The 10,203-nt window shown below is 38.8% G+C and carries 8 protein-coding genes; 3 read left to right on the top strand and 5 right to left on the bottom strand.

The genetic code is table 11. The features are described 5' to 3' along the window. Both V7K45_RS02930 and V7K45_RS32890 read left to right on the top strand, forming a co-directional pair. Positions 1-1,137, top strand: a 1,137-nt coding sequence (locus V7K45_RS02930) for an eCIS core domain-containing protein (protein WP_335000205.1), incomplete at its 5' end; no start/stop codon positions are given. Between the two features lie 29 nt (positions 1,138-1,166). Beyond that, positions 1,167-1,415, top strand: a complete 249-nt coding sequence (locus V7K45_RS32890) for an eCIS core domain-containing protein (RefSeq protein ID WP_442941950.1) — start codon at positions 1,167-1,169, stop codon at positions 1,413-1,415. On the opposite strand, the gene V7K45_RS02925 is transcribed toward V7K45_RS32890, so the two are convergent. Both V7K45_RS02925 and V7K45_RS02920 read right to left on the bottom strand, forming a co-directional pair. Beyond that, a complete protein-coding gene (locus V7K45_RS02925) occupies positions 1,408-2,280 on the bottom strand; it encodes an SDR family oxidoreductase (RefSeq protein ID WP_335000204.1) in 873 nt (290 codons plus the stop codon). The genes V7K45_RS32890 and V7K45_RS02925 overlap by 8 nt on opposite strands. 78 nt (positions 2,281-2,358) lie before the next feature. Then, entirely contained in the window at positions 2,359-3,102 is a 744-nt protein-coding gene (locus tag V7K45_RS02920) for a tetratricopeptide repeat protein (RefSeq protein WP_335000202.1), read from the bottom strand. Between the two features lie 716 nt (positions 3,103-3,818). On the opposite strand from V7K45_RS02920, the gene V7K45_RS02915 reads away from it, so the two are divergent. Beyond that, positions 3,819-5,480: a trypsin-like serine protease gene (locus V7K45_RS02915; protein WP_335000200.1), complete on the top strand. Its 1,662-nt coding sequence runs from the start codon at positions 3,819-3,821 to the stop codon at positions 5,478-5,480. A 78-nt stretch (positions 5,481-5,558) separates the two neighbouring features. On the opposite strand, the gene crtO is transcribed toward V7K45_RS02915, so the two are convergent. From crtO to V7K45_RS02900, 3 genes are all read right to left on the bottom strand, one after another. Then, positions 5,559-7,253, bottom strand: a complete 1,695-nt coding sequence (crtO, locus tag V7K45_RS02910; protein ID WP_335000198.1) for a beta-carotene ketolase CrtO — start codon at positions 7,251-7,253, stop codon at positions 5,559-5,561. Between the two features lie 105 nt (positions 7,254-7,358). Beyond that, entirely contained in the window at positions 7,359-8,117 is a 759-nt protein-coding gene (locus tag V7K45_RS02905; RefSeq protein WP_335000196.1) for an LmeA family phospholipid-binding protein, read from the bottom strand. Positions 8,118-8,220: 103 nt separating this feature from the next. Then, complete coding sequence (locus tag V7K45_RS02900) at positions 8,221-9,597, bottom strand: cytochrome P450 (RefSeq protein WP_335000194.1); 1,377 nt, start codon at positions 9,595-9,597, stop codon at positions 8,221-8,223. Positions 9,598-10,203: the final 606 nt, after the last annotated feature.

The raw sequence follows: 10,203 nt of genomic DNA, 5'->3' as shown, positions 1-10,203 counted from the left end.
CAAGAAGTGCCAGAGGATGAGGAAGAATTGCAAATGAAATCCCTCGACAATAGCACACTGCAACGTCAAGAAGTGCCAGAGGATGAGGAAGAATTACAGATGAAGTCGATGGTGCAGCGTCAGGCTAAGGCTGGGATGCCTGCTGCGCCAGACTTGGAAGCCTCCATTAACCAAGCTAGGGGTGGAGGAGTGGCGATCGCAGACAACATCCGCGAACCGATGGAACAGGCATTTGGCGCAGATTTCAGTGGGGTAAAGGTTCACACGGATGGTCAATCCGATCAGTTGAATCGCTCAATTCAGGCGCGTGCTTTTACGACGGGACAGGATGTGTTCTTTCGTTCGGGAGAATATAATCCTGGGAGTCGGGGTGGACAGGAGTTGTTAGCTCATGAATTGACCCATGTGGTGCAGCAAGGTGGAAAAACTATGCTACAAAAACGGGATTACAACCCTAATCCTGTACCTGCTGCGGAAATAGCACTGACTGCTCATCACGTTATTCCACATAGCAATTTAGAGAAATATAAAGACCATGCTATTGCTAAAGAATTCATTCCTAATAAAGATAAGGTCACTCTTGAGCAGCTAGTTAATATCCACTTACTTCCCAAACTTAACGATCTTCGTGGGTGGGGACAAGATTATTCTAAACATGGTGCGATGACGGCAAAAGATTTTCTTAATAATACGAAAATCCGAAACACCTCTAAAGACGAGAAAAAAGACTATAACAAAGTCCTTACAGCTATAAACAAAATTGACGAAGCAAAAACAGAAAAAAAACGTAATACCGATCTTAATCAATCGGAAAAAGAAGAAATTACTGGTTCCTTCTTTTTGTGGAGTCCTGCCAATATTTTTATCGGTCCTTCACCCCAACTTCGAGATTGGGACCCTGGCAGCGACGGTCTTGACACTGATGCTCAATATTTCCTTGCTCAGGATCAGTATGCCTTATTGAATCAGACTTATGAATTGATGCAGCAACAAGGCGAGGATAGGACTATTTTGAAAAACTTTAGCAAGCTTGCCACTAATTACAACAAAGTTACTTCCTACGAGCCTCGAAAATGGCGAACAATTAAGCCATCGAATAAATATTGTCCATCAGACAGACAACCCAGAGCTTATTAGTGCGATCGCCGATCTTGTAGAGTGACCAGTTGAATTGCTCAATTCAGGCGCGTGCTTTTACGACGGGACAGGATGTGTTCTTTCGTTCAGGAGAATATAATCCTGGGAGTCGGGGTGGACAGGAGTTGTTGACGCATGAGTTGACCCATGTTGTGCAGCAGAAAGAGGGAGAGTTATATAAATTTTTTAAAGACAGATCCCAAAAAATCATCTTCTACAAGGTCTGTAAACGCGAATATCCATGTATATATATCCAATTAACACTTAACCTTAGCTGAAGTGTATTGCCTCTAATTCTTCTCTTACAGATAAAGGCTGATACCCCAATGCAAAAGCTTTGGAACTATTCAAAGAAACATCTGTTGGTCTAGGTGCTGCCATTTTCACATCTTGTTGGCGGCAGGATTTAAGTCCGGTGGTGGGAAGTTGAAATACTTCTACTAATATCTGTCCAAAATCATAACGTGAAATCCGCTCTTTGCCACCTAAATGAATGATGCCATTAACTTTTTCTAATGCTAGTAAGAGTCCTTTGGCGGCAGTTGTTCCACTTACTGGTGTGCGAAATTCATCTATAAATAGACTTAGGTCTTCTTCAGCTTGTAAAGTTTGAATAAATGGCTGAATAAAGCTTTTTGCTGTGGGTGTTGCTGCACCAAACATCAACGGCATTCGACACACTGCGGTCATGGGATACCTTTCTAGCATATCTGCTTCTGCGATCGCCTTTTGCTCACCGTAAAGATTGACAGGACACACGGCATCTGTTTCTCGATATGGGGCATTTAAGCCATCAAAAACTAAGTCGGTTGAGGTAAAAGCACAAGGAATAGAATTATCCGCGCAAATTCCGGCAATATTGCAAGATGCGATAACATTAATTGCGTGCGATTCTTTGGGATTGGTTTGACAAAAATTTGGTTGCGAATGTGCAGCAGTATGAATAACTGCTTCTGGTTTGACATCATTAAAGATACGTTTTAATTCCTGAAAATTTGTCAAGTTTGCTTTTAAGACTTTCATCCCAGGAATTTCTAAAGGATGGGATAAATAAGTGCCATAAATATCCCATTCTTGTTTGGCAAGCTGGCAAAGATGCCATCCTAAAAAACCGCTTGCCCCAGTGATTAACAATTTTTTCATGTGTAATCGTAAACCGCTCAAGAAAAAATCCTTGTTACAGCAGGTTTATATTTTACACTGAGTAGTGGCGATCGAATATTATTGCAGTAATTCCTGAAACTGCTTTTTACTACGCACTTTGCTAAAGTCGGGGTCAGTTTTTGCTAACTTTTTGTATTTATCAGGAACAAGCTCGATTGCTTTGTCTAGGTTCTCAATTGCTAATTCCAGATTGCTTTGTAAAGCATAAGAGCAAGCTTTGTTGTAATATGCTTGGTGCAAATCTTGCTTGATAGCGATCGCTCTATTATAAGATGCGATCGCATCTTTGTAGCGGTGCAGCTTTGTCAAAGCTATGCCTCGGTTAATTAAGGCTTCATATTTGTCGGGTTTGATTGCAATCGCTTTGTCGTAAGATGTAACAGCATCTTTGTAGCGTTGCAACGATGTTAAGGCGATGCCACGATTATACCAAGCTTCATATTTATCGGGTTTAATCGCGATCGCTCGATTGTAAGATGCAAGAGCGTCTTGGTAGCGTTGCAATGATGTTAAGGCGATACCACGGTTAATCCAAGCTTCAAGACTCTCAACTTTGATGGCGATCGCTTTATCATAAGCTTTTATGGCATCTTCATAATTATGTCTATCTAATAAATTGTTACCTTGATGAAAGTAATCTTCTGCTTTTTGCGTAGCCTTCGCTTCTATAAAAAGTTGGGTTACATTGCTTTCTTGGACAACCTGTGTAGTATTTTCTGCCGATGAGTTTGCCCCACCACTACAGCCAAATGTCAAGAAAGCTATCAAGCCAGATGCAACGAAGCAGTGCCGAAAAACCATGCTGTACCTACAAAAATTATTAGACGATGTTAAAATTTGTTAGTTTTTTGAGTATTATCAAAATACACTAGTTTTTACCCATTAATTTACTTATATTTATTTTCTCAACGAGTTTTGGTGACGATGCATAAAACTTTATTAAAATCAAGAGTATATAATACTATCATATTAAATACGCATAAAGCAATCGCTTAGAACCTACTTTACTCAAAAAACAATTATTTGTGTTGCTATATATATTGCATAGCTGTGACTCGTCGTAAACATGGCACTCGTGTAGTAATTCACCCTGATGAAAAGCTTCTTCAATCCGCCAATGCCGACGGTATAAATCAGCCGGGATCGCAGACGTGAAGATAGAAGTAATATCAGAATAGTTAGTTTTTCCAATCTCTATCTCTATTAATTAGTTTTATTTTTTACTTAAAAATAAAATTTAAATTAAACTCTAGATTATTGATAAATCGTATAAATAATTTATATTAAATATATGGCAATTTAGAGTTTTAATACTACTTAAAACTTAGTAATAGGAAAACTTCTCATAAAAATTGCTAGTGGATTGCTAATGCCATGAAAGAATTTTTGGCATTAAAATTGTATATTTTGTATTCATCATTTTTTATTTAGGATATAAAAGTATGTCTCTTTTCTCGCCTGATGATCGGACAAAAGTTAGCAACACGACAACTTCTCCATTTAGTGCTATAGGAAAGATGAGAATACATTGGAAAGGCCCAGATGGGGTTATTGATACTGCTGATGATATTATCATCAACGGTTCTGGTGCCATGATTGATTCCTACCACTTTTTAACAGCAGGACATTGTGTGTATGACACGAGATATGGAGGTTGGGCAGATAAGATTGAGGTGATGCTTGGTTCTAAAGGAAATATCATTGCTGGTACAAATCGGGCTGACTATGAATACTATAGTGAAGCCAAATCTGTTTATACACGTTCTTTTGAAGGATGGACTCAAGGAGATCAAACTAAAAGCGAAACTTTTCAATACGATATAGGATTGGTTACTCTTGACCGCAATATTGGAAACTTCACTGGCTGGTTTAACTATGGATATGACGATAATCTCAGCAGTGGAACTTTAATGAATGTCACTGGATACTCATCTGATAAGTTTGATTCCAATAGCGATGGTAAATTTGATAACTATGATATGTGGACTCAGAGCGGAAAAATCACAAGTACAACTGACTCAATCTTGCGTAGTAATGAGCTAGATATCCTACCTGGAAATAGTGGAAGCCCTCTCTGGCTCAATAATTCCAATACAAATAAACCAACTATTTATGGAGTAGCTTCAAATGAGACAACCAGCAACAAAACTCCGCTTTACAACGAGTTCGCCCGAATTACAAGCACTCGATATAATGAGATTCAAAACTGGATTGACCAAGACACTACCGCGCGCCAACCCACTGACAAAGCTGATTTAGTAGATTCTGATGTGTGGTTTAACACCACTCTTGGAAGTTTTAATAATAACAATATCAAATATGGGGAAAATTTCAGCATCACAGTCTATCCTCGCAACAATGGTACAGCCGCGACAGGAACTTTCTCGGTTTCATTTTACGCTTCCACTGATGCCAATATCACTGATAACATTGGTTCTCATTACTTAATTGGTAATACAACTATTTCTTCAATTAATCCATTCAATTCGGGAACAGCAACTTGGAACGGTGCGTTTCCGAATATCCCAATTGGAAATTACTATGTTATTTCATTTCTAGATCCAACTAATTCAATCCAAGAGTTTGATGAAAGTCTAACCAGCAACCAAAAGGTATTTAGAACTTTACTCACTGTTGCCAATAGTACGCCTATTTCGACACCTGTGACCGTTTCATCAACCGTTAGCTCGCCTTTATCAGCTAATGAAGAAAATCTCACTTTAACAGGTACAGATGATATTAATGGAACTGGTAATAGTAGTAATAATCAGCTAAATGGTGGCAATGGCAATGACATCCTTATAGGGGGAAATGGTAATGATACTTTCGTTGGGGGTTTAGGTAACGATACCCTAACGGGAGGAACTGGATCTGATGTTTTTACTATTAATACCCCTTCTGAAGGTATTGATAACATTACAGATTTTTCGTCCTTAGATGATACAATTTATGTTTCTAAAATAGGGTTTGGAGGTGGACTTAGTGAAGGTATACTTCAAGCCACGCAATTTTTTATCGGTTCAGTAGCCGAAGATAGCAGCGATCGCTTTATCTACAACAATAATACAGGGGGTCTATTCTTTGATGCTGATGGTACAGGTTCATCTGGTCAAATCCAAATTGCTCAACTAGCAATAGGTCTAGCCATGACTAATACAAATATTTTCGTGATTGCCTGATAAATCAAGACGCGATAAATCGCGTCTCTACATAAGGGTTTATCTGAACTGTATTACTCTATTTTATCTGTGCAAGGCTTAATTAATGCCAAACACTGACTCGACAGTTGACTTAATCGAATCCCGCGCATCTTTCAAAGTTTGGCTAATGGGATGTTTTGCCTGCAAAAATGCCCGCGCACAATTGCGTCCCGGCATTCCCGAAATTGAACCACCTGGATGAGTCCCTGCACCAGTCAAAAATAGATTATCAATTGGCGTTTTGTAATTCGCTATTTCTGGCAAGGGACGGAAAAATATCATCTGATCTAGAGTCATGTCAACATGATAATAATTCCCTTTGTATGCACCTAATCTTTCTCCTAGTTCGGCTGGACTTTCTACCCGACGGGCGATAGTTGCATTTTTGACATTGGGTGCATAGTCTGCCAATTTATCAATCACCCGATCTGCAACTTTGTTTTTCAATTCATCCGTCCAACCAGTACCTTTTAAACCAGTACCTTCTGCACCAGCAATTTGATAAGGAGCAAAGTACTCAATCCATAGAGTGTGCTTGCCTGGTGGTGCTAATGTGGGATCTAAATAACTAGGCATCACCACATACATTGATGGGTCAGCATCAGGAATCTCTCCCAAGGTGCATTTACTATGAGCCTGTTCTACATGAGCCACAGAATCAGCAATTAAGATAGAACCGACGAGATATTCATCTTTGTGGGCGTGGTGGGGAAAGTGGAGTGGTTCGTCTAAAGCCAAATCTATCTTGAGGATGGTTTCGTTATTGTTAACGATGCGGCGTTCTAATCTTTCCCATAAATCTGGGTCGGCTGCATTAACATCGCTTTTATCTGTCATTTGTAAGAACAACCGCTTGGCATCAATATTAGAAATAACTCCATATTTAGCGCGATATTCTTTTCCCCCAGCAACCCGCACACCTACAGCTTTGCCATCATCAATTAAAACTTTTTCAACGTGCTGATCTGTGAGAATAACGCCACCTTTACTTGTGACTAAATTCACCAAAGCTTGCACAAGTGCCCCAGTTCCGCCGCGAGGTCTGGCCATCCCCGGATTATGACGCATTGCCATCATAATTGCACCAATGGCAAGGGTTTTTTGTGATGGCGGCGCACCAAGTTCTGATGCTAGTCTGGCTAGTGGCGCTTTCAGAAATTCTTCATCAAACCACTCGTTAAGTAAATCCTCAGCGCTGGTCAACATCGTGCGAATAAAGTCCAGCGTTTTATTTGGAGAACCGATAACAGAAAATAAATCCTTCAGTTTGGTGACGTTATAGTTACCAAGGATGTCTATAACTGATTTTGGTGGTGCATTAAACATGGGAATCATTGCACCTAGCGATCGCTGCCAAAAGTCTACAAATTCTGCGTATTTTTTGGCATCACGTTCGCTGTAACGGGCGATTTCTGCACAAGTCTTTTCCACTGACTTATGTCCTAAGAAATACTTACCATCAGGATGAGGACAGAAAACAACTGGATCGCACTCCAAATAATGCAAGCCATATTTTTCTAGTTCTAATTCTTCAACAACTGGTCCTAAATGAATAAATTCATGGTCAATCGCACACAAATTGAATTTAAATCCAGGAGCTTCTTGCGGTAAGCATTCTTCAGTTGTTGCTGCGCCACCTGGTACAGAACGCTTTTCTAGTAACAGAACGCTATAACCAGCTTTTAGCAAATAAGCTGCGCAAACTAGCCCATTATGTCCAGCACCGATCAGCACAACATCATACTCTTGCATAGTTGGAATTTAGAAATAAGTAGCTTTCTGAAATATTAGAAAATTTTTATTACATTGACATCATCCCTCAGTAACAAAAATTATCTTTAACTCGTGTCAATCCTACTAAGGAGATATTAAACTTGACGATGGGGGTATTTGCTTTACTTGAACTTCTAACATAAGTATTAAAGTACCTTTTTGTACTTCTAGATTTTTGATAGAAAAAGCTATCTCTTCCCATTTAAAGGATGGGATATTCATCAGTTCTTTAGCTTTCTGCATCAATGCTGTAATTAATTCTATTGAAATCCCCTCTCCCTCAGTGCAGTTAAAAGCCTCCAGCATGGCGGGTTGTGAATGAGTTCGTGGGCGAGCGATCGCAGTGTAAGCTAAAGGGCGAGTATTTCCCATTTCCTTTAACTGCACTTTTCCCCTAAATTCCATTTTGCCATCACCAGGTAAAAATACCTGAATTTCTTCTGGTTCAAAACTGACAATTTCGCCGTCTACATTCAACTCAAAGTTTTGCATCTGGCTACGAACAAACTCTGAGGTCAAGGCGCGGTTAATATCTACTTCTGTGAGTATAACCCTAGCAATGGTATTAATTGGCTCATTGAGTTCTATTTGACCAAAAAGAGCGCTAAAGGGATTGATAGCAATACTATCTGTTTGCAGTTTTATTTCCTGTATGCGAATGTCTTCTTTAATGACTAATCCTTGCCCTGCAACTGCAACTCCATCCGCCTGTCCTTGAAGGATTTTTAATAGATCGGTTTTTACATCTATTGCTATTTCTTCTACTTCATCTAGCTGATTCGATACTTGTTTTTCAGCTTCTTGGGATAGAAATTGTTCTTCTAATCGATGCTCATTAGGCATGAATTACTAATTCTCATAAATGTCCTCTTACTATTTACTGTAAAGGCTAGATCCTAACAAGCGGCTCTATATTACGATATATGCAAATGGAAGGATTGAATAATTAAGTAGAAAGTATTGTTTGTTTTTTGAGTTTTGCTTTTTTAGTAACAACCATTTTTACACCACCGCTAGGGACGATTGTAATTCCACGGCGGACTGGATGCACAGGACGTTTATCAGTAAGGCTTAATTCAAAACGGGATAATATTATGGCTGTTACTAATTTTAGTTCGTACATGGAAAAGGCTGCACCAATACAACCGCGATAACCTCCACCAAAGGGTAAATATTCGTAAGGTGAAAACTTTTGGTTGAGGAATCTTTCTGGCCGAAACTGTTCTGGTTCTGGGTAAGTCTCGGCTCGGCGATGTGCTAAATAAATACAGGGAACTAAAACTGTTTCTGATGTAAATTCATGCCCCATAATTTCTACTTTATCTTTTACCATTCGCGGCGTGCAAATTAAAGCAATAGGGTGAATTCGCAGTGTTTCTTGACAGACGGCGGTGAGATAAGGTAATTGTGCAATTGTTTCAGGATTTGTGAGATTGTCTAAGGTATTTAGTTCTTGCATTAGCCGATGTTTAACCTTTGGATGAGAGTGAATTAAATAAAATATCCAGGCTAATACACCAGATGTAGTTTCGTAACCCAATAGCAATAATGAAACTAATTGATCGCGTAATTCCTCATCTGTCATCTGTTGGCCATTTACGTCATACGCTGACATCAGCAGACTGAGAATATCTGTACGCGCAGTATCATTTTGCCAACGTCTTTCAGAAATTTCTGCATAGATGAGTTTGTCAATTTGCTCTCGTCTTTTTAAGAAAAGTCCCCAAGGACTCCATGCGCCTAAATCTTTTTGCAGCGAAGGAAAGAAAAACAAGCTGGAATACCAAGGTTTAGTTACGTCTTCTAATAAAGAACTCAATTGTTCTTTTAATTGTTGGTAACGCGCACCATGAGTAATCCCAAATACCACTTGTAAGATAATTTCTAAAGTGATATTTGACATTAATTTGTGTATACAAATATCTGTACCTGATGTCCAATGTTGTGTACTTTCTTCAGTTATTTGACAAATTGCTTGTCCATAATATTTTAAATTATCCCCATGAAAAGCTGGGAGTAATAGCTGCCGTTGTTGTTGGTGCGATCGCGCCTCTTGAAATACAATAGAATTCTCTCCAAATAAGGGTTTAAATACATGGGTTGCTTTCTTAAAATCTAACTTGTGTGCAGGGATAGCAAAACAATCACTAATTGCTTGGGGATGGCTAAAAAATACTATCGGTGGTGACTTTAAACCCATTACTTGCACTGTGAAAACATCATCATACTTGGCAGCATTATTTTCTAAAAACTTTGTTGGTTCAGCAATTAATTGCAGAGTTTGTAGCAACGCTGGTGTGCGTAGATTAGCAAATAGTTTCATTGTTTATTCGATGCTTTTAGAATTTAAGAAGGCGCAAATAATTCAATCCGCTTGACTTAAGACTTACTTCTCCCTAACACTCCTTAAAAAAGATGCAATTAAAGCAAGCTTTTTTAAGATTTTCAGGGGATAATCGGGAGTTGCCTACCACTAAGTGAACAGTAGTGGTAATTAATCACCATTAATTTTTACAAAATTAATAATACTATTTTTTCTGATTTTTAGAGATATTTATCGAAAAAATTACTCAATTTTTTTAGATAAACCTCATAAAGTTACGTCTTTTGGTGATGGTATAATTTCTTGTATTAATGTATATAATCAACCTTAAAACCCAATACGGTTTAGATAAGCCCAAAACCCTCATGTAGAGACGCGATTTATCGCGTCTTAAAGACCAATTACCTACACCAATAACCCTTAACTGAACCGTATTGCCTTAAAACCCATTCTTTTCCCAGTTGCAGTATATTAAAATCCCCCATAAACCTCCTTAAAAGAGAACTATGGGGCAATACGGTTCAGTTAAGGCTGAAAGTCGTGTAAATTAAGCATTGTCCAAGAATGAAAATGAGCGTGTGGTGCATCTCAAAGATTTCTTATTGG

The sequence above is a fragment of the Nostoc sp. genome (assembly GCF_036917375.1).
In the GTDB taxonomy this organism is placed as follows: Bacteria; Cyanobacteriota; Cyanobacteriia; order Cyanobacteriales; family Nostocaceae; genus Nostoc.
Note: the sequence above shows the minus strand (reverse complement) of the source record. Positions and strands in the feature narration are given on the sequence as shown.

What these genes read in the sequence shown, in the direction of transcription:
- V7K45_RS02925 (WP_335000204.1), bottom strand. Translation starts at nt 2,280, where the DNA reads ATGAAAAAATTGTTAATCACTGGGGCAAGCGGTTTTTTAGGATGGCAT.
- V7K45_RS02920 (WP_335000202.1), bottom strand. Translation starts at nt 3,102, where the DNA reads ATGGTTTTTCGGCACTGCTTCGTTGCATCTGGCTTGATAGCTTTCTTG.
- V7K45_RS02915 (WP_335000200.1), top strand. Translation starts at nt 3,819, where the DNA reads ATGAGAATACATTGGAAAGGCCCAGATGGGGTTATTGATACTGCTGAT.
- crtO (WP_335000198.1), bottom strand. Translation starts at nt 7,253, where the DNA reads ATGCAAGAGTATGATGTTGTGCTGATCGGTGCTGGACATAATGGGCTA.
- V7K45_RS02905 (WP_335000196.1), bottom strand. Translation starts at nt 8,117, where the DNA reads ATGCCTAATGAGCATCGATTAGAAGAACAATTTCTATCCCAAGAAGCT.
- V7K45_RS02900 (WP_335000194.1), bottom strand. Translation starts at nt 9,597, where the DNA reads ATGAAACTATTTGCTAATCTACGCACACCAGCGTTGCTACAAACTCTG.